The sequence below is a fragment of the Acholeplasma laidlawii PG-8A genome, assembly GCF_000018785.1.
In the GTDB taxonomy this organism is placed as follows: Bacteria; Bacillota_I; Bacilli_A; order Acholeplasmatales; family Acholeplasmataceae; genus Acholeplasma; species Acholeplasma laidlawii.
Window position 1 is genome coordinate 261,129 of record NC_010163.1, and the last position, 22,131, is coordinate 283,259.

12 protein-coding genes are annotated in these 22,131 nt (G+C 33.9%); all 12 read left to right on the forward strand.

The window, feature by feature from the left end:
• Positions 1-215 precede the first annotated feature (215 nt).
• The 12 genes from ACL_RS01290 to ACL_RS01345 all read left to right on the forward strand — a co-directional run bounded on the left by ACL_RS01290 (position 216) and on the right by ACL_RS01345 (position 22,123).
• Positions 216-1,061, forward strand: a complete 846-nt coding sequence (locus tag ACL_RS01290; RefSeq protein WP_012242218.1) for a MurR/RpiR family transcriptional regulator — start codon at positions 216-218, stop codon at positions 1,059-1,061.
• Between the two features lie 146 nt (positions 1,062-1,207).
• Positions 1,208-2,356, forward strand: a complete 1,149-nt coding sequence (gene anmK / locus ACL_RS01295; protein WP_012242219.1) for an anhydro-N-acetylmuramic acid kinase AnmK — start codon at positions 1,208-1,210, stop codon at positions 2,354-2,356.
• A 15-nt stretch (positions 2,357-2,371) separates the two neighbouring features.
• The gene (locus ACL_RS01300; protein ID WP_012242220.1) at positions 2,372-3,670 is read left to right on the forward strand and encodes a 6-phospho-beta-glucosidase; all 1,299 of its coding nucleotides are present in this window, start codon (positions 2,372-2,374) and stop codon (positions 3,668-3,670) included.
• The gene (locus ACL_RS01305; protein WP_012242221.1) at positions 3,667-4,881 is read left to right on the forward strand and encodes a glycoside hydrolase family 10-like protein; all 1,215 of its coding nucleotides are present in this window, start codon (positions 3,667-3,669) and stop codon (positions 4,879-4,881) included. The genes ACL_RS01300 and ACL_RS01305 overlap by 4 nt, the downstream gene beginning before the upstream one ends.
• A complete protein-coding gene (locus ACL_RS07150; RefSeq protein ID WP_012242222.1) occupies positions 4,881-8,867 on the forward strand; it encodes a glycoside hydrolase family 10-like protein in 3,987 nt (1,328 codons plus the stop codon). The genes ACL_RS01305 and ACL_RS07150 overlap by 1 nt, the downstream gene beginning before the upstream one ends.
• Positions 8,867-9,910: a serine hydrolase domain-containing protein gene (locus ACL_RS01315; RefSeq protein WP_012242223.1), complete on the forward strand. Its 1,044-nt coding sequence runs from the start codon at positions 8,867-8,869 to the stop codon at positions 9,908-9,910. Before ACL_RS07150 ends, ACL_RS01315 begins: the two co-directional genes overlap by 1 nt.
• Complete coding sequence (locus ACL_RS07155; RefSeq protein WP_012242224.1) at positions 9,907-12,936, forward strand: Ig-like domain-containing protein; 3,030 nt, start codon at positions 9,907-9,909, stop codon at positions 12,934-12,936. Before ACL_RS01315 ends, ACL_RS07155 begins: the two co-directional genes overlap by 4 nt.
• Positions 12,937-13,086: 150 nt before the next feature.
• Entirely contained in the window at positions 13,087-15,525 is a 2,439-nt protein-coding gene (locus ACL_RS01325) for a hypothetical protein (RefSeq protein WP_012242225.1), read from the forward strand.
• A 196-nt stretch (positions 15,526-15,721) separates the two neighbouring features.
• Positions 15,722-17,293 (forward strand): extracellular solute-binding protein, encoded by a 1,572-nt coding sequence (locus ACL_RS07160; RefSeq protein ID WP_012242226.1) that lies wholly within the window; start codon positions 15,722-15,724, stop codon positions 17,291-17,293.
• Positions 17,294-17,367: 74 nt separating this feature from the next.
• The gene (locus ACL_RS01335; protein ID WP_012242227.1) at positions 17,368-20,292 is read left to right on the forward strand and encodes an extracellular solute-binding protein; all 2,925 of its coding nucleotides are present in this window, start codon (positions 17,368-17,370) and stop codon (positions 20,290-20,292) included.
• 14 nt (positions 20,293-20,306) lie between these two features.
• Positions 20,307-21,236 carry a carbohydrate ABC transporter permease gene (locus tag ACL_RS01340; protein ID WP_012242228.1) on the forward strand — a complete coding sequence of 310 codons (930 nt, stop codon included), beginning with the start codon at positions 20,307-20,309 and terminating at the stop codon, positions 21,234-21,236.
• 2 nt (positions 21,237-21,238) lie between these two features.
• Positions 21,239-22,123 (forward strand): carbohydrate ABC transporter permease, encoded by an 885-nt coding sequence (locus ACL_RS01345; protein WP_041633744.1) that lies wholly within the window; start codon positions 21,239-21,241, stop codon positions 22,121-22,123.
• Positions 22,124-22,131 lie beyond the last annotated feature (8 nt).

The following is a 22,131-nucleotide window of genomic DNA, read 5'->3' on the forward strand; positions in this document are numbered from 1 at the left end:
AAAACATATTAATATTTAAACCTATCTATGCTACACTTATGCAGTAAACTATTTAAAATTTTATCTTTAAACATATATGATGAATGAAACCGTTAAACCTCACACAACCGCCTCTTAAATATCATTTAGAAGAAAAAAGTGAATGTGTGATTAATAAAAACGGTTTCACTCATGTTATAATATAGATGAGGAAGATAAATGAGGTGTAGTGATAAATGAGTGTAATGTTAAACATGCTGAAAAATAAAGAAGCACTAAGTATGGCTGAACGTATTGTTCTTGATTATTTAATTGAGAATAAGACGTTGCTCAAAGATTTTAGCGTGGAGAAAATTGCAGAGGCGGCTTACACATCCCCGGCATCGGTTGTAAGAATGTGTAAAAAGTTAGGTTATAATGGTTTTAAAGACTTTAAAATCGATTTTATTCTTGCAAACTCTAAAGTAGAGATTCCTGAAACAAGTGAATACACTGACGTTATTTTAATTAAAGATCAAAACAATGGAAAAAAGGCAATTGAAAATAATATTCGAGCACTAGAAGAAACCATTAATCTATATGATGAAAAAACGTATACCAAAGCTGCATCCTTAATTATGAATGCTAGAAAAATCTTAATCTTTGGTAAAGGATCAAGTTTCTTAGTATGTAAAGACTTAGAAATGAAATTAAGACGTATTAATAAATTTTGTGTGGCACAAGGTGAATCACATGACCAATTTGTGGATGCATCCTTTATTAATAATAAAGACGTCGTAATTTTCATATCAAACTCTGGTAAAACTAAAGAAATTATTTCCTCAGCATTACTTGCTAAAGAAAATAAAACACCAATTATTAGTATCACAAGAATTGGTTCAAGCATCCTTGCCGACATTTCGGATGTTGTGTTATACACTTCAGCATTAGAATCAGAATTTAGAAGTGCTGCGATGACTTCACGTATTTCTCAGATGTCCGTGGTGGATGCACTTTATGCAAAATGTGCATACACAGATATAGATCGTTCGATTCAAGCACTTGAGACAACATATAGAACAATTAAAAAATTTAAAAGATAATTCAAATGAGGGCACCTATAAAATAGGTGCCCTTTTTTTGAAAACATTTTTCTAAGTGTGAAAGAATCTAACGAAATTAAGCGCTTACAAAAATATAGTAAGACTTTACTATATAATGAAAACGTAACCAAAATACGAGGTGGCATATGAACCAATCGAAACTTGCTTGCGGTATTATGAGTGGTACATCATTAGATGGTATAGATGTTGCAATAGCAACAATTTCAGGTACTGGTCTTAATACAAAAATTGAACTCATCGTAGCAGAAACTTTTCCTTATCCCAAGGATATCTTAGAGAAAGTGAAACTGGCTATTGATAATGAACTAAGGGTAAGAGACGTATCGAGTCTCAATTTTGAACTTGGTAGACTTTATGCAGACTGTGTGATTAAGTTATGTAAAGACAACAAGCTAAGTCCTTCAAGTTTGAGTTTTATCGCATCGCATGGACAAACTGTCTACCACCAAGGTGCTACACAAGATGGAAGTAATCCAAACACACTTCAATTAGGTAGTGGATCTGTGATTGCAGGGTTAACCCAAACAACTGTCGTCTCTGACTTTAGAGTAGCAGATATGATTGCAGGTGGCCAAGGGGCACCCCTTGTTCCTTTTGTAGATTATATTTTACTATCAAATAAAGATAAAACACGTATCATTCAAAATATTGGAGGTATCTCTAATATTACAGTATTACCAAAGACTCAACATGAAAAAGATGTATACGCCTTTGATACAGGTCCAGGTAATATGATGATTAATTATGCGATGGAATATTTCTTTAATAAACCTTATGATGCATTCGGCGAGACTGCTAAAAAAGGAAACCTTATTAAGGCATTATATGATGAAATACTTCAACACCCATTCTTAAAACTACAACCACCTAAATCATGTGGTAGAGAAGAATTTGGTGTGAGTTTCACAAAAGAGTTAATAAAAAGATATCATAATCATACAAGAGAAGACATCTTACATACACTCACCGTAGCGACAGCAGACACGATGGTTAAAGCTATAGAACAATTTGTTTTAAATAAACACGAAGTAGATGAACTGATTATTTCCGGTGGTGGTGTTCATAACACCTTTATGATGGATCAATTAAAGAAAAAACTACACCCAATACACGTCTTATCCACAGATGATATTGGTTTGTCAAGTGATTTTAAAGAGGCTCTAGCATTTATTGTTTTAGCCAATCAAACAATGTATCAAGAACCGTCCAATCTACCTACAGCAACTGGTGCAAAAAAAGCTGTCGTACTTGGTAATGTTTCTTACTACAGATAAAAAAAGGGGCTAAACATGAATAAAAAATTAAAATTAGTAATTATTGGTGCAGGATCAAGTTACACACCAGAATTATTTAAACACATCATATTAAACTATGAAGATTTAAAAGTAACTGAGATTGCACTAGTTGATTTAGAGGATAATCAAAACAGATTAAACATTATAAATGATTTTGCACACAGAATGTTTAAGAAGCATAATATTTCAATGGCTATTTCTCAATCAATAAATAGAAGAGAAGCTTTAGTTGATGCAGACTTTGTACTTATTCAAATTAGAGTGGGACGTATGGAAGCAAGGTACTTCGATGAAACTGTTCCTGCACAATTTGAAATGTTAGGACATGAAGCAATTGGTATCGGAGGGATGTTTAATGCACTAAGAACTATCCCAGTAATCTATAAAATTATTGAAGATATTAAAGAACTTGCACCTAAGGCATGGGTTATTAATATTAGTAATCCTACTGGAATCATTAGTGAAGCAGTATTTAGATTTGCAGAGTTTGAACGCTACATGGGGTTATCAAGTAGTCCAAATCAAGCAACAAAAAGTATCATTGAAAAATTAGGTGCAAAACCTTCTGAAGTTGTGCCTTATTTTGCGGGATTAAGTGAATTATCATTTATCTCAAAAATATATCATAAGAGTAAAGATAAACTGCCTAAACTATTAGAAGAAGACTTTTGTCCATCTAAAAGATTTATGGCACCTGAAAACCTAAAACAGCTTAAATTATACCCGCATCCAAACTTAAAGGTCTATTATCAATATGATATTGCAGTACCTGAGTTTTTAGAACATATTAGAAATAATCAGATACGTACAAATGAAGTTATTCAAATAGATGAAGAATTATTTAAACAATATAGTGACCCTTCAGTAGGTGAAGTACCTAAAGATATTGAGAAAAGATTAGGTCATGATTATGCAGAAACAGCGATCCAAATCATTGATTCTATGGTGAATAATAAAAAGAACTATCACGTCATTAATACAGTCAATCGTGGCCATATTGTAGGAATTCCAGATGAAACATCTATAGAAATCACTTCACGTATTACAAATAAGGGTCCGATTCCGGTCCATATTGGTGAACTACCACTCCAAATACGTGGTATCGTTCAACATCTAAAAGCTTATGAAGAATTATTATGTGATGCGATATATGAAAAGAATTTGAATAAAGCATTACTTGCATATCAGGTACATCCTTTATCTAAATCATTTATTACAACTAAACATGCATTTGATGCATTATATGAAAAACATAAAAACTTACTAACATACTATGGAGCGTACAACAAATGAAACTAAACTATTTTGGAACTGATAAACCACTGAATTACTTTAATACAGATAAACAAGTCGTGATACCTGAAAAATTTAACTTAAAACCATTTAGAGCATTTTGGATATCTAATGTCTTAAATATTGATTTACCAAATATGAAAGATCCATCTTATAAAGATAAAGTCATAGAAATGCTAGACACCGCTAAAGCATATAACATGACAGCAATCTTTTTTCAAGTGCGTACAACAAATGATGCTTTCTATAAATCCAAGTTAAATCCATATTCTAGATTCTTAACTGGAAAAGAAGGGGAAGTACCTTTATTTGATGTATTAGAGTTTGTTATTAAGGAAGCTAAAAATAGAAGTTTAGAAGTTCATGCTTGGTGTAATCCATATCGCGTAAGTATGAAAACTGATATGACTAAGTCTGAGTATTTAAGTACACTGGATGATTTAAACTTTGCTAAAAGACATCCAGAGTTTGTGATAACTGATAAAAATGGTCAACTTATCTTAAACCCTGCAAAAGAAGAGGTGAAAACTTTCATTATCGATTCTATGCTAGAAATTGCAGACAACTATGATGTAGATGGTATTCACTTTGATGATTACTTCTATCCATATGCAGGTTTAAGCGATAGCGATAATGATGCATCTGATTTTGAACAAAGAACAGATAAATCACTAACTCTAGGAGATTTTAGAAGAAATCAAATTACGGATGTTATAAGAAACTTAAACAAAGCATTAAAAGAAAAACATCCTAATTTAAGATTTGGAGTATCTCCATTTGGTATATGGAAAACTAAAAAAAGTGATGAATTAGGTTCTAATGTAGATCCACAATGCAGTCAATCTTATGATAATCAATATGCAGATAGCTATTTATGGATAAAAGAAGGCATAATTGACTACATCGTACCACAACTTTACTGGGATTTTGAGCATAAACTAGCACCATTTGCTGATTTGGCTTTATGGTGGGCAGAGGTATGTAAAGGTTCTAATGTGGATTTATATATTGGTCATGGTCCATATAGATATGGTGAAAAAGGTGGATATGAAAATCCATATGAAGTCGTAAATCAGCTTAAATTTGCTAATCAATTTGATAATGTAGTTGGTAATGTATTCTTTACTTACAAGACATTTATCGATGAAACAAAACAACAACAAGGTATGCATCTTGTTAAAAAATTACTGAATGGAAGTGAGGATGTTTAATGAAGAAAGTAATTTTACTATTATTAACACTCGTATTAACATTAACTTTAATACCGACAAACGAAGCACATGCTTATCCAGAACCTGAGGTTCTAACTTCACCTGGTGAATTTAGAGCAACCTGGATAACCCATTTTATTGGTAGTATGCCTGCATACTCAACAGAACAAGATTTTAAAAGTGAAGTAAACTCCATATTAAATAATATGGAAGCGAATAATTTAAATGTCGCAATCGTACATTTTAGAACACATAATAATGCACTTTATAAATCTGAAATTAACCCAGTTGCAAGTTGGTTTGCAACAGTAGACTTTGATGTCTTTGATCCAATGGCTTACTTTATTGAAGAAGCACACAAAAGAGGGATTGAATTTCATGCATGGTTAAACCCTTACCGTGTACTTTCTACGTATCAAAGAGGTACCATTCCGGCAAGTAACCCACAAAGTAACCCTGCAAACCTTTTATCAAACAAGGAAGGTACTGCACACATTTTAAACCCTGCATTACCAGTAGTACGTGAGCACGTTGTAAATACGATATTAGAAATTATTGAAAACTATAATGTGGACGCAATCCACTTTGATGATTATTTCTACATGGAAATGAACAACGGTGGTATTTTAAATGACCCAGACCAAGCTTTATTTTTATCCAATCCATTAGGTCAACCAAATACTGTTGCTGGCAAAAGTAACTGGAGACGTACTCAAATTAACACTTTCATTGAACAGGCATCTCAAGCTATTAAAGACTTTAACCAAGCCAATAATCGCTATGTTCAGTTTGGGATATCTCCAACAGGTATTTATAGAAATGGTGATGGTGAAGTTACCTATGACCAAGACGGAAAACCTATTACAAATGGTTCGAAAACACAAGGTCAAGAACACTATGCATCTTATTTATTTGCTGATACAGTGCACTGGATTAGTGAAGGTTGGTTAGATTATATTCTTCCTCAAAGTTATTGGGCGAGTACCCATTCACTTGCAGGATTTGATAAAGTCATGGGATGGTGGGATAAAGTTGTAAGATACTTAGATGTTAATCTATATTCAGGCATTGGACTTTACCTTGCAGATGCAGGCATTGCTTCAAACGTCTATTCATGGCGTGATAATCCAGAAGAATTTAGTAATCAAATGGAATTTTTACATTCTTTAGAATCAAATCAAGGATTTTCAATTTATTCTTATAACATGATAAGAGATGCAGGTTTAAACTTTAATAGACCTTCACAAGCAAACCTATTTAATGCAAGAGATGATCATTTTCAAACAAAAACTGTTTTACCACCATTAAAAAGTATGACACCGGTGCATCTGCCTGCTGTTTCAAATGTGATACATAATCCTGCAAATGGGTTATTAACGTTTGATGCACAGAGTGATGCTAAATTCTACTATATCTATAAATCCAGTAATCCATTAAACTATGTGGATGCTGAAATTATTGATGTTATACCAAATGATGGTCAAACTACAATTACTTGGAATTCTAATGACACATCCACTACAAACAATTATGGTGTACGTTCTATTTCTTATACCAATCATTTAAGTCCTGCATTTGAAAGCAGTATAGACGCACCATCGCATGAGTTTACTGGTACATTTGATGGTGTTAGATTTACATCACAAGTAGAACTAGAACTTAGTAGTGCGTATGATATCTTTTATAGTTTAGACGGTAATACATGGGAAAGTTATACAACGCCTATTCGTATTATCACAAATGGCCTAAATACAATCTACTATAAAGCAGTGGATAATTTAGACAATGAATCTTTCGTAAAAGTTTTAAATTTCTATACGGAAATTAAAAATGAAGTACTACCAACAATTGCAATTAATGGTACACCATCTGGTACAAGTTACTTAGTAGGTACTAAAATTGAGATAACATCACCTGAGCATAATATTTGGGTCAAGATAAATCATGGCAGTCCAGGTACTTGGGTACCGTACGAGGGTCCTATCACTTTAACATCAACAGGTAATTATGCAGTATTTGCTAAAACAATTGATGATGGTGGTATTGAATCTGCTGAAATTCAACAAAATTTACGTATTGTCTCAAGTTACACTACACCAACACTTGAAATAGCAGGTGATGGTGTAGATCCAAACTATGACTGGTTAGAAATTACCATTAACTTCGATCAAAATGCACCCGAACCAAGATATCGAATGAATGGAGGAGCTTGGATACAATATGTAGAACCGATTTTATTTGAACAAGTTGGTCATTATACTATGGAATATCGTAATGGACCACTAGAGCCAATATATAGTAAAACGTTTAACATTGTAGAAGGTCCAGGAGAAGTTACTGTTGACATTGAAGGTAACTTAGTGGAAGGTACATATATTGGACCTGTCACAGTTACTTTAACGCCTAATCAATCAACAGATAAAATAGAATATAGATTATATAATGGTCAAAATTGGACTGCATGGTCTAATTACACATCACCAATTGAGATTGCTACAACAGCAAATCATAGAGTGGCTTACCGAGTAACATCTCAATCAGGTATAGTTTCTGATGATGTAGAAATTAGAGTACCAGTATCTATTCCAATTACCGAAGACAATCCATTCGTCATTAGAAATGGACAAAATGTCTATTACTATCAAACAAATACACCGGTTGCACTACCAACAACATACACAGAAAAAGATAAAGAAATACGTGCTGTTTGGGTTGCTACTGTAGCGAATATTGATATCACACAGTATGATAATGAAGCAAACTACAAGAACCAAATTATTAGTATACTAGAACGTATGAAAGAACTTAAATTCAATACGATGTTCTTCCAAACAAGACCAATGAATGATTCATTCTATCCATCTGAATATGCACCAATGTCAAGATTCTTATCTGGTACAGAAGGTGTAGGCGTAGGTTGGGATGTCTTAGAATTCTTAATTACTGAAGCACATGCACGTGGCATAGAAGTCCACGCATGGATGAATCCTTACCGTGTAGCGAGTGGTTCTACAGCATCTATTGAAGATCAATTAGCACTACTACATGATTCAAACTTTGCAAAACAAAATCCATCATATGTAGTTCAAGATAAGGGCGGTGCACTTATCTTAAATCCAGGGATACCTGAGGTTAGACAGTATTTATATAATATCGTCGATGAGATAATGGAAAACTATGCAATAGATGGTGTTCATTTTGATGATTACTTCTATAGTTATAGTGGAACAGAAGACAGTCAGGATGCAGATGCATTTCTAAATTACAATCCAAATAATTTATCACGTGATGACTGGCGCCGTGAAAATGTTAACATGTTTGTGAAAACTATTTATGAACGTGTTGAAGCACATAATGAAGCAAATGATATGCATGTGAAGTTTGGTATTTCTCCATTTGGAATTTGGAGAAATAAAACTCAAGATGCTCTTGGTTCTAACTCGCAAGGTCTATCTAGCTATTCAGCTCAATATGCAGATTCTAGAAAATGGGTTAAAGAAGGCTGGTTACACTATATTATTCCTCAACTATACTGGCAATTTGATCACTCAACAGCACGTTTTGCAGATTTAGTGGACTGGTGGGTTGACGTGGTTAAAGATACCAATGTGGACTTAATTATTGGACAAGGTTTCTATAGATATGCAGAAAACTCCAATAATTGGACAAATGAATCTGAGTTCTTAGAACAATTAAGATATATGTCACAATATGATGAAATCATTGGTAGTTCTATTTTCTCTTATAAAACGCTAAATTCTAATCATGCACTAGTTAGTGCAGCACTTGCTAGATTAGAAGGGCATTATTGGACTAAAAATGTAGAACATACATGGGAAACACATATGAATGATGAAGACCCGACACCAGAACCTACACCAGATACACCAGCAAACTTTGATATTGTTATATTTATATCAACAGTTTCATCATTTGTAGTATTATTGGGTGTTGTTATATTCATTGTTGTAAAGAAGAAGAAATAATGGATAGAATTAAATCGTTTTTACAAAAAGGTGTGGATGAAGCGCGTTTTCCTGGCGCACATTATGCACTAATTACAAAAGATAATTTGATCACTGATTTTGTTGGGTATAAACAACTATACCCAACAAAAGAAGTGCTAAGTGGCGATGAAATATATGACGTTGCATCTCTTACAAAAGTCATATCAACAACAACGCTTATATTAAAGTTGGTGGATGATAACTTACTTTCTTTAGATACGAGGTTGCAATCAATCTTGGGTAGGTACAAACATCCACATACAACCATAAAAGAATTGCTCATTCACGCTTCAGGGTTACCTGCTGATGTACCAAAAATTAGAACGGTAAAATCTAAAGAAGCAGTAATGGATATTATTTTTAGTATGGATCTAATTTATGAACCAAATACTAAAGTTGTATACTCTGATGTTGGTTTTATCTTACTTGGAAAAGTGATAGAAAAAATGTATGGCATGCCAATTGATGAAGCTGCCCAAAAATATATCTTTAATCCTTTAGGTATGTTTGATTCAGGGTATAGACCCGAAGTAGATAGAGTAGCACCAACAGAAGATCATGACGATGATTTTTCAAAAGGACTACTTAAAGGTAAAGTGCATGATGAAAAATCCTATTTATTAGAGGGGTTAGCGGGTCATGCAGGTTTATTTTCTACGGTGTATGACATTGGTTTATTTATTCAAAGTATATTAAATGATAAATTTGTGTTAAGTAAGGATATGACAGATAGACTATTCTTACCTCAAATTACCGATGACTCCTTAGGTTATAAGGTAACTAGAACACTTGGTTACTTAAAGCCGTATGAAGATAGTTTTGCAGGATCAAAAAGTGATTTTGATAACACAATCGGGCACACTGGTTTTACTGGGTGTCATATGTTTATTGATAAGAAAAATGACATTGGATTTGTATTATTATCTAATGCTGTTCATCCAAAACGTAGTTTAAATAGAATTATCGGTTTAAGAAATGAATTAGGCAATATAATTTATGAGATGAAAGTAGAGAAAAAATGAAGAAAATATTTGCAATATTTAGTTTAGTATTGGTTAGTTTGATTACAGCATGTACTGCAATAGAAAAACCTGATGAAATTACATTAAGTTTAAGTAGTGGTCCAATCCAATTAGAAGTTGGTAAGACTCATCAGTTATCTATTACTACAAATGATACTTTAGGTTATGATATTAGTTCATCTAATCATGAAGTAGTAACCGTATCAAATACAGGGTTAGTTACTGCCTTAAAAGAAGGTACTTCAGTAGTTACTGTAACATCTAAGACTAATGAAGAAGTATCTAAAAGTGTCAACATCCATGTAACTAAAACATATAACTTAGTGATTGAAGAGCCATCCACATATTTATGGGCTGGACAAACACTTCAATTAAGTTTTGAAACATCTGGTGAGGAAGTTACATTTAAATCAGACAATGAAGCTGTTGCAACAGTGGATAATAACGGTTTAGTTACGGCAGTAAGTCCAGGTAACTTTAAAATTACAATGACATTAGCATCAGATATTTCTGTTAAAGCAGAAATTAGTTTAGTAGTGTATGATGAAACATCAACCATTTTACTAGAAGGTGACTCTAAGTTAAATGTGGGTCAAACAACAAAGTTAAGTGCCATTTTAGGTCCTGAAACTGCAGCACCTGCTTTAGCATGGTCATCTAGTGATGAGTTCGTTGCTACAGTAGATGATGAAGGTACAATCACCGCACATAAATCTGGTGCTGTTACAATTACAGCAACTTCATTAACCTCTACAGAGGTGAGTGCAACGCATTCGATTCTAATTGTTAATGAACTAGTAGTCGATGGTGAAGCAAAAACTGGTGATAAAGTCGTCGTTGAGGATTTAGAATTTGAGTTTGGAACGACTTTATTTAATACTTTAGAAGCAGCACTTGATACTGCAACTGATGGCGCGCATATTTATTTAAAAAATCTTGAACTTTTAACACTTACTATACTAGATAAATCTGTGACTTTAGAAGGAATCAATGATCAAGTTGTAGCGAAAAATCTAGTTACAATAGATGCTAGTGATGTGGTCATTAAAAATATAGCATTTAATGAACAGGGTGCTATCCATGTATTACAAGGGTCAAGTAATGTATCGATAATGAATAATAAATTTTCAGATTTAAATGAAGCAGTACTTCAAGCAATACTTGTTGAAGAAGCACAAGGCTTAAGTATTGAACAAAATGAATTTAAGACATTAAAACATGATGCAATCGTTATTGATGACATTATTTCGGGTTCATTAAATATTAATAAAAACATTATTGATGGTGCAGAAGTTGCTATTAAGTTAGCAGGTAGTTCATATAGTAATGATACTGAAATTTTTATTCAAAGAAATTCGATTTCAAACATTGAAGTTGCATTTGATGTTTCTTTAAATGACACTGAAATTTTAGCATATGCTCGTTTTAATGCAGTATCTAGTTTTAGTAAGTACCCTGCTAAAGCGAATTTGGGGTCCAATTTTGATTTCACACTAAACTACTGGGGAAGTGCAACACTAGATTTAAACCAATTCGAAAACATATCTGAACGCATGTTAATGGGACATTATGAATCAGAAGCTGTAATACTTAAAGAAGCAGACTATGATCCAACCGCACCGCTATTCATATATATTACTAGTGATCTTAAGGTATTAGATGTTAATGATGAAATAATGCTAGAGTTCGAATATTTACCTTATGAACTTAAAGATGGTCGTTTTAGATTTAGAACAGATGCACCAGATACTTTGTTAGTAACTGGAACAGGTTTATTAAAAGCATTGAGTAGTGGTCAGGCAACGATTAGGGTTGAAGCATCGCATAAATTTTCTAATGCACAAGATTCAATTACTCTTGATGTGACAACTGATCCAGGTATTGACCTTGTACCATCTATTGATACACATTCACTAGTTGCTGGTGACAGTGTAAGGATTGAAGCGACACCATTTCCTGTAACGATTAAAGATAGCGAAGTTCTATTTGAATCATCAAACTCAGCCATAGCAACCGTAGACAGTGAAGGTTTAGTGACATCTCTAACAAGTGGTAGTGTCATTATTACTGCAAGACTTGTATCTGATGTAGAAGTTAAACAAGAAATTTATTTAGATTTTTATGAAAACTTAGATCAAAATAATCTCATGGACTTAATTACGATGAATCAGCAAAGTCATTTGAAGATGTTTGACTTTTATGAAATCGGAACGGGACCAACTTATAGAGTCGTTGGATATGAATCGGTATCAAACTACTATTTTGATGAAGTCACACCAGATACATCACTTATGATACCTGATATATATAAAGGTAAAAATGTAAGACCCGGGTTACCACTATCACCAATACCTGCTGGCTATACAACATACAATGATAAAAATATTCACTGGATTACAGTACATGATACTGCAAATACTGCAACCGGATCTGGTGCACTTTCTCACGCAAATTATTTAAATAATCAAGCGAGAATTAACGGTGCTCAAGTATCATGGCACTATACAATAGATGATAAAGCATTCTATCAGCATATTCCTGAAGGTGAAGTTGCTTGGCATGCTGGAGATGGTTCTAACTTAGTTGGACAAGGTAGTTACTTGGGTGGTGGAAATAGAAATGCGATTGCAATTGAAATGTCTGTTGCAATGGGCGATGATCTCTATAGAATTTGGCAAAGAACGGCTAAGTTTTCAGCTGAAACGTTAGTTAAATATAACTTACCAAGAGAACACATCAAATTCCATCAACATTTTTCTGGAAAACATTGTCCTAATGCTTTATTAGTATCTGGATTAGAACCTAAATTCCAAAAAATGGCAGATATAGAGTATAAAGTAGCACTAGAATATCCAGGTGCTCAAATCTCAATGGTGAGCAATCATCCGGATATTATTGATAATATGGGACGTGTAATTTCAATGCCTTTACATAATACACTTGCAAGTTATACAGTAACTGTAGTTTATGAAGGTGTAACAACTTCTCGTACATTTAATGTGTATGTTCCAGGTACAACAAGATAAACCCTGAAAAAGGTGAAAATAATATTCAAAAAGTAAAAATATGAAAGCGTTGTCTCAACAAACACACGTATTAGTTGACAGCGCTTTCATAATGTAATAAAATTAATACGTACGTTTAACAATAAAAAAGGAAAAGGGAGTAAAAAAAAGATGAAAAAAATTACAACATTATTATTGTTGTTAGTTGCTGCATTAATCCTGGTTGTTGCACCAGCTTATGCGGATGAAGAAGCGTTAATAGATATTTATCCATATGGCAGCATTAATAATATGACGGAAACAGAACCAATCGCTGGTGGTACGTTGAGAGTGGGAACTTCTAACTGGACATTAGATTTCTTAGGATATAGATACCATTTTGTACGTTCTTCAGTTAGATATGGTCACCAATTTGTTGATGCTAATGCAGATGGCGTATTTGAAGCAACAGAATATCCTGGTGTTTCTTACAGTGCATTCGCTGCAATGACTATTAATAATACAGAAGATGAAATGGAATTAGTAACAACTAACCTAAGAGCGAATATTACTGGTGGAGTTACAAACCGTATTTATGCATATTTCAATGAAGATATGGAATTAGCTATGTTTGAAGATCATATCTTTACGTATCACATCTTTAATGATGGAACGGATGTTACTGACAATGCAGATTGGCGATTTGCTACTGAAGCAGAAATCGACGCATTTAAAGCTGCTGCTGATCCTCTAACAGAAACGCCTAATACAAGATTAGCTCATGTTAGAGTTGTTAAGGACACTACAGATGCACAAGGATATAAATTAGAACCATTAGGTTATTTAACTTGGTTAAACCCTGATTTAGGAGCTTTACCAGCTGAAGAGAGATCTTTATTAGTAGACTGGAATCCAAACCACGTAGTTATTCCTGCTGGTTGGACAGCTGTATCATTCGGTCAACATGACCGTGGTTCATACAAAGCTACAGATTTTGTTAAAGTATTATATACAGCTTTCGTTGCTGAAACAACTCCGGTAGCAGTTTCTACTTATACATATCAAAATCCTGTATTTGCTGGCTTAACAGCTCACGATGATGATGCTGTAACTCCAGGCGTACAGATGATTGTAGAATATAATCAAGCTGATTTTGATTTACCAAATAATGTAAGTGTTTCATGGTTAAAAATGTTTGAAGATGATGTACTTGTTAATAAAACAGAAAAACTAAGTTATAAAGTTGATGTTTATGAAACGGCAGATTTTAATTCAGCTGAAGAAGATCATGTTCCTACAATTTTAGAAACTATTACATTTACTTATGATTCTGTAGCAGATGCTTACACACCTGACAAAGCTCTATCAGTTGTAGATTCATCAGTATTTGGTGCAGGTTATACAGCGGTATATTCTGCAACTCATGCAGAAGATGGTTTAACTGAAATTATCGTTGATATCGCTGTTGGGGTATTACCTCCAAGATTTGAAAACGTTAAAAATCGTTATGTTGATGAATCAGTATTCGTAGACCTATTAGGTGACGTAACTGCTAATGATGGTTATGGAAATGATAAGACAGGTGATATCAAAATCACTGCTCCTGCAGGATTTAACATCTACAATCCAAAACCAGGTACTTACAAAATCGATTTAGAATTTACACATCATGTACATATCGCTGGTGAACCTACAGTTCCGGATAGAATTACACTTGGAAGTAAAGTAATTGATGTTACTAGAAAAAATCAAAATTTCACTGCATATGGTCTAGAAACTACACTATATACTGAACCATTCTTATATACAAATACTTCATTCCAAGGTTGGATTGTTGTTGAGTTTGATAAAGATGGTAAAATGATTCAATCTGTTGCAAGAAACACTTGGGAAGCATGGGGTGCAAGTGGCGCAATTGCTGGTATGTCTGATGCAGGCATCAAAGCGTGGTTAGAAGGTATTGACTTCTCATTAGGTGGATTTGTTGTATTCTTTGGACAAACTGCTGATAGACCATTAGCTCAAGCATTGAGATACGGTGATCAGGTTACATTCACTGAAGGATCAATTGGTACTCCTGACTTTAATGCAGATATCGTAACAAAAGCATCATATAACCTAACGGTTGATGATAAAACAGCTCCTCAAGCAATTGTAGTTAATAATAATTTAACTATCGAAGCTGATGCATTCGCATCTGCTGAAGCAGCTATCTTATCAAATATTGTTGCTGTTGATAACTACGATGCTAGAACACAATTAAGTCTATTCGTATTAAATAATGGTGGTTTATCATTAGCAAGTGGTAAATTATCAGTTGGTACATATACAGTAACTGTTGGTGTTGAAGACCGCGCTGGTAACGCAAGCGAAGTTACATACACATTAACTGTAAAAGCAGCTAAACCAACTCAAGAAGAAGTAGATCAAAAAGTTGATGATAAGGTTGAAGATGTAGAAGCACAAATTCCTCAAGACACTATCACACCTGATCAAGTAGAAGAAGCAATTAAAGATGCTTTAGATTCTTATGACGGGGTAAGCGTATTAACTGCAGTTCTTATGTCATTAGGTGCAGCATTAGTATCATTTGGTGGTGCAGCATTATTATTCTTCTTAAAGAAAAAATAAGACTTTAGTTTAATTCGAAAAGCCCAATAACAAATTGGGCTTTTTGTTTCATTGTGTGACAATATGTAAGCGTTTGAAAAAGATTTTAATAATATGAAAATTAAATAGAAATTTAGATAAAAATAATCAAATAATACTATTTACATAGTATAATTTAAGTGAAGTTTAATTACAAAAAATACAAAGGAGCTTAAATATGAAAAAAATATTTAGCGTATTATTACTGTTAGTCGCAATGTTTGCTCTAGTAGCGTGTGACAATACAGAAGGTAATGGTAACGATAAAAATTCAGCAACTATAACAGGTGCAGCGGATGTTACAATCAACGTCGGTGATGAGTTCGATCCGATGAACAATGTTAAAGCTGAAGATACAGTAGATGGAAATATCACTACACGTATTCAAGTAAGTGGTACTGTACTTACAAATACAGCAGGAACTTATACTTTAACTTATACAGTAGAAGGTTCTGATGGTAAAGTAACCACAGTAAAAAGAGTTGTAACTGTAGTACAAAATCACACTACACCTCCAACAGAAATCGTAATTATGCATGGTGCGCCATATGAGGTTGACCCATTCGATGCTGCTTACTCTGGTAGAGAACAACAAGCAAGACAAAATAAGCAAAGAGAAGTTGAATCAAGACTTAATGTTAAAGTGGTTTATAAGGCTTACCCTGCGGCAGCTGCATGGGGACCAGACCGTATTAATGAAATAATTAAAGCATCAGTAGCGGGAGCTCCGTTAGCGGATATCTTATGGACAACCTCTGACTGGACTGCTCAATTAGCTAACGCGAATGCAATTGTTCCAGTTGACAAGTACTTAGAATCAACTGGTGCAAACATTACGGAAGAAGCTCAACAACTAGGTAGATTTAAGAGTCAATTCTATGCATTCTCAGTAAACAAACCTACAGTTGACGTTGGTCTATACTTCAATATTGAGTTAGTTAATGACTTAGGTATTGAAAATCCAGCCGAACTATACAATAACGGTGAGTGGACTTGGTCTAAATTTGAAGCTTGGTCAGATGCCGCTAAAGCTGCACTTACAAGTATTGGACCTGATTATAAAGTCTTAGGTGGTGTACGTGCAGTATATGCTGAAAATATGATTCCATTAAATGGTGGTTCATTAATAAACGCATTATCTGGACGTGTTGCATTCCATCAAACAGCTGCATTAGAAACATATAGTTTCTTACATGGTTTATATAATAAAGGTTTATTTGAAGGTTCAGGTACTTATGATTCAGGATCTCCATTATGGCAATCAGGTAAAGTTGTAATGCACCCAGGTAGTTTCTGGTTCTTAAATGCAGAAAATAGATGGAAAAACTTAGCGTTTGACCTAGGATTTGTTCCTTATCCATCAAGTGATACATACACCGGTAATTATGTTTCTCCAATCGGTGGTGTTGCAGTGTATACATTATCAAGTGGACTAACTCCTGCTAAAGAAGCATTAGCATTCCAAGTATGGAATGAAATTCAAATGTGGAAGACAGACACTGAATTTTCAGATGAATTCTACGCAACATTAGTACAAAGATTCAATGATGAAGCTTCGATTGATGCTTACCTAAGCATATTTGATAAAACAACATTAGATTTAACAGGTGCATTAGGTATCTCAAGATTCGCAGCAAATGGTTGGTACGGCGCAGCAAACCTTGCAATCGCTAATGGCGATGCTAGAGGTGAGATGGACAAGATCAGACCTGCTTACGAAGACGCACTTGCATCATATTTAGGACAATAACAAAAGAAACGATCTTGGTATAACCTTCCTTATGTTATAAAATTCATAAGGAAGGTGGTACCATTTTCATTGAGGTGAAGCATTTGAAAAAAATACATATTATACTTTTAGTGTTATTAATTGCGTTTATTACGTTCTTAGTTACGGATACACTAAAGATAGCTTTTGACACAGATCATTTAAAATATAACGTCAAATTAGATGTTGAGTCTAATAGAGATACAGAAAATGATTCCTATGTCAAAAACTATCAAAATTACATTGCATCAAATCCAGCAACATATCCAAAAGATAAAACAATCCTTGTTTCAGCTAAGGATTTTACACATATTGAGGGGAATTATGAAATCATCAATAATTTTAATGGTGTTGCGGAATCAGTATTAACTCATGAGGTTGGATCTATTAGTTTACCTGTTGATATTGAAGAAGCAGGATTTTACACTATTAGAGTGAATTACTACGCTTATGAAGGAAAAAGTTCAGCGATTGAAAGGCGCGTTTTTATTAATGGAGTAGTTCCATTTGATGCAGCTGAAAACGTATTATTCCAACGTTACTACGGTAATGCCGCTGTTATTTATCAAGATTACGCAGGTAATGATATTAGACCAAGTCAAGTTGAAAAACCAATTTGGACATCCAAATTGATTGGTGACCCACTTGGTTATATAACAGAACCATTCAATTTTTATTTAAATTCTGGTACAAACGTTATTAAATTTGAAAGTTTAAGAGAACCATTATTAATTGATTCTATAGTCATAGAATCGGTAAAAACTTTACCAACTTATGAAGATGTTAAAGCACAATATGAGGCTAATAACTATGAAGTTGCTAAAGAAGAACTTCAATTTGTTCAAGCAGAAGATGCTGTTCGTACGACTTCCCCAACGCTATATCCTTTAAATGATCGTACATCATCAAGAACTATGCCATCCGACCCTACTTTAATCAAATTAAATACCATTGGTGGTACAAACTGGGATAAAGCAGGTGATCAAATTACATGGACATTTGAGGTACCAAAGACTGGTCTTTATGAAATTTCCATGCGCGTAAAACAAAGATTGGCTAATGGTATGGTCGTCTTTAGAGATATTTATATTGATGGCGAAATTCCATTTGCTGAAATGGAAGGATATGCATTTAAATTCTCTAATGACTGGAGAGTCCAAACATTAGGAACAAATGAAGAATCATTCTTATTTTATTTAGAAGAGGGTACTCATGAGTTGACAATGGAAGTATCGTTAGGTATTTATGGTCAACTTATTTCAGATTTACAAGATGTTATCGATAATTTAAATAAAATCTATCGTGAAATATTAATTTACACAGGACCTAGTCCTGACCCATTTAGAGATTATGAATTAGCAAACCGTATACCTAATTTAATTTCTAGATTCAAAAGTGAATTAGAACAAGCAAAATACATTAGAGAAACACTAATTGAAGTGTCTGGCAATAGAAGTGAAAAAACTGGTATCCTGGATACTGTTATTCTTCAATTACAAGACTTTATCAAGCGTCCTCGTAGTATTCAAAACAGTTTATCAACATATGTTTCAAACATATCTTCATTAGGTACATTAGTTATTCTTTTATCTAGTCAACCACTTGAAATTGATTATTTTGTGCTACATGAACCAGGTGCTAAAATGCCACAATCAACACCAAGTTTCTTTGAAAGTACATGGTTTGGATTTAGATCGTTTTTAGCTACGTTTACTACAGATTTCTCTGCTGTAGGTCGCGTGGATACTGGTGAAGTAAATGAAACTATTGAAGTTTGGTTATCTATAGGTCAAGACCAAGCAAACATTCTTAGAAAATTAATTGACGAAACATTTGCCCCGGAAAATCAAATTCAAGTAGACTTGAAATTGGTTTCAGGTGCATCATTATTACCTGCTACACTATCAGGTAGAGGGCCTGACGTGGCTATTGGCCAAGCAGACTCAACACCTGTAAACTATGCTATGCGTAATGCTGTTTATGATTTAACTCAGTTTGATGACTTTGACGAAATTGCACAAAGATTTATGCCAAGTGCATTAGTACCATATGAATTTGATGGTAGCTATTATGCATTACCAGAACAACAAATATTTTTAATGATGTTCTATAGAACGGATATTTTTGAAGAGTTAGGTTTAACACCTCCAAATACTTGGAGAGAAGTTGTTGAAATGATTCCTTCATTACAAAAACATAATTTAGAATTTTATTTACCTGTTCCATTAACTCAAGGTGCTGCAATCATCTTGCCACCAAACCCAATATTCTCTACAATGTTCTACCAAAATGATGGTCAGTTCTATATTGATGGTGACAGACAAGCAGGATTTAATGAAGGTAATGGACCTAAAGTATTTGAACAATGGTCATCATTCTATACAAACTATTCATTCCCGGTAGAAGCGAACTTTAATAACCGTTTTAGAAGTGGTCAAATGCCTATTGGTATTTCTTACTACAATACATATAACGTGTTAAGTGTCTTTGCTCCAGAAATCCGTGGTAAATGGAACTTCGTAGCTGTACCTGGTACAGAGTATGTTGATGAACATGGTCAAACTCAAATTAGACGTGAAACTGTATCAACAGGTACAGGTGGTATTATCCTAAATCAATCGAATAAAAAAGAAGAGTCATGGGAATTCTTAAAATGGTGGACATCTACTGAAACTCAAATGCGTTTTGGTCGTGAACTAGAAGGTATTTTAGGAGCAGCTGCTAGATATCCAACTGCTAACATAGAAGCTATGGAACAATTACCATGGACAGTCGATGAATTAACAAAACTGAAAGAACAATGGGCATGGGTACGTGGTATTCCTGAAGTTCCAGGTGGTTATATGACGGGTCGTCATTTAGACAATGCATTTAGACTTGTATTAAATGAAGCAGCGAACCCACGTGAAACTATTTATGATTACGTACAAATGATTAATGAAGAATTAGCGAAGAAACGCCGCGAATTCGGATTAGATTAAGAAAGAGGGTCTATATGCAAGCAACAATTAAACGAGATTTCAAAACTAGATCCAAACAAATGTGGAAAGAGATGAAAGAAGCCAAACATTTATATGTTTTAATGGCACCTTTTATCATACTATTCTTCACTTTCACAATCATTCCGGTTGTTATGTCACTTGGTATTAGTTTTACACAGTTTAATATGTTAGAAGCACCTCGTTTTGTGGGCTTTGATAACTATATTAAATTGTTATTAGATGATGAAATATTCATCATCGCTATTAGAAATACACTAGTATTGGCGGTTGTTACCGGACCAGTATCCTATTTATTAGCATTCGTATTTGCTTGGTTAATTAACGAGCTTAAACCAAAATTACGTGCATTTATGACTTTAGTCTTTTATGCACCCTCAATTAGCGGTAATGCATTTTTAATTTGGTTACTTATCTTTTCTGGTGATGTTCATGGATATGCCAATGCATTCTTAATGCAATTTGGTATTATCAATAACCCGATACTGTGGTTAAGAGATCCAGATTACATGCTATTTGTTATTATCCTAGTTCAATTATGGTTAAGTTTAGGTGTGTCCTTCCTTGCCTTCATTGCTGGGTTACAAAGTGTGGATAAAACACTTTACGAAGCAGGTAGTATTGATGGAATCAAAAACAGATGGCAAGAATTATGGTTTATTACAATTCCAAGTATGAAACCACAATTATTATTTGGTGCCGTAATGCAAATTACCACATCCCTTGCGATTGCAGAAGTTTCTATGCAGCTTGTAGGGTTCCCATCTGTACAGTATGAAGGACATACAATTGTAACGCACTTAATTGACTATGGGTCCATTCGCTTTGACTTAGGTTATGCCTCAGCAATTGCGACTATCCTATTTATAATTATGATTAGTGCCAACTTAATTGTCCAAAAATTCTTAAGAAAGTTGGGTGAATAATTATGCAAATCGTAAAAGATTTCATGATGAAAAGAAAAATCAAGAAGAAAAAAAGACTCAACCGTTCTATAGGTGGAGACATTGCGTTATTCATTTTACTAGCATTGTTTGGTATTTTCTCAGCTTATCCATTAATTATGACTGCATCTAATGCATTCAAACCACTAGATGAGTTGTTTGTTTTCCCACCAACATTATTACCAAGAAACTTAACATTCAATAACTTTAGAGACTTATCTGAATTAATTGGAAACTCTTGGATACCATTCTCTAGATACTTCTTTAATACAATATTTGTAACAGTAGTCGGTACAGCAGGACACGTACTAATCGCTAGTATGTGTGCTTACCCACTTGCTAAATACAAATTTCCAGGATCAAAGATTATATTCATGTTAGTAGTGTACTCATTAATGTTTGCACCTCAAGTTACTGCTACACCAAACTATATTATCGTATCTTGGGTTGGTTTAATTGATACACCATGGGCAATTATTTTCCCTGCAATCGCTTCTTCACTAGGTTTATACTTAATGAAGCAATTTATGGAACAAGTGCCTACGGAGTTAATTGAGTCAGCTAAAATCGATGGTGCAAGTGAATATCGTATATTTTTCCAAATTGTTATGCCACTGGTAAAACCAGCATGGTTGACATTAATTATTTTACTCTTCCAAAGACTATGGACTACTGATGGTGGTGCATTTATCTTCAGTGAAGAATTGAAACCTCTATCATTTGCACTACGTCAAATTGCACAAGGATCTATTGAACGTGCAGGGACAGTTGCAGCAGTAGGGTTTATTATGATGATTGTTCCAGTTGTGTTCTTTATATTCTCACAATCTAAGATTGTGGAAACATTTAGTACATCTGGTCTGAAATAGGAGGATTA